The 337-nt window shown below is 56.7% G+C and carries 1 protein-coding gene; it reads right to left on the bottom strand.

The features are described 5' to 3' along the window. A partial coding sequence (locus tag MXD62_RS10650) for a S8 family serine peptidase (RefSeq protein WP_248829149.1) occupies nt 1-337 on the bottom strand: 337 nt, incomplete at both ends.

Here is a 337-nt window from a genome sequence, read left to right on the forward strand (position 1 = left end):
GTCGAGATAGAGCGAAAAGGTTGTCGATTCTCTGATTTCGCCCAGCGATACCCCCGCTCTGCCCCTGAGATCAGTGACGATTGCTGGCGTCTTGATCGCTTTGGCCGTTTGCAGCATGCCCGCTCCCTGAACGCGCGGAGTGTATGGCAGCGACCCCTTTTTGCCACCTACGGAAGCGGTCGCGATTTCACGAGGGTCAAGAATCGGTTCCGCCGTATTCATCGCCGCTGCCTTAATTGTTTGCACCAGGGAACGCCCCTCCAGATTGCGCCCCATTTTTTGATACGCTTCTTTGATTAACGCCATCGCTCCGGCTGCATGCGGCGTTGCCATAGAC

This window comes from Frankia sp. Mgl5 (genome assembly GCF_023242985.1).
GTDB classification, from domain to species: Bacteria; Actinomycetota; Actinomycetes; order Frankiales; family Frankiaceae; genus Parafrankia; species Parafrankia soli.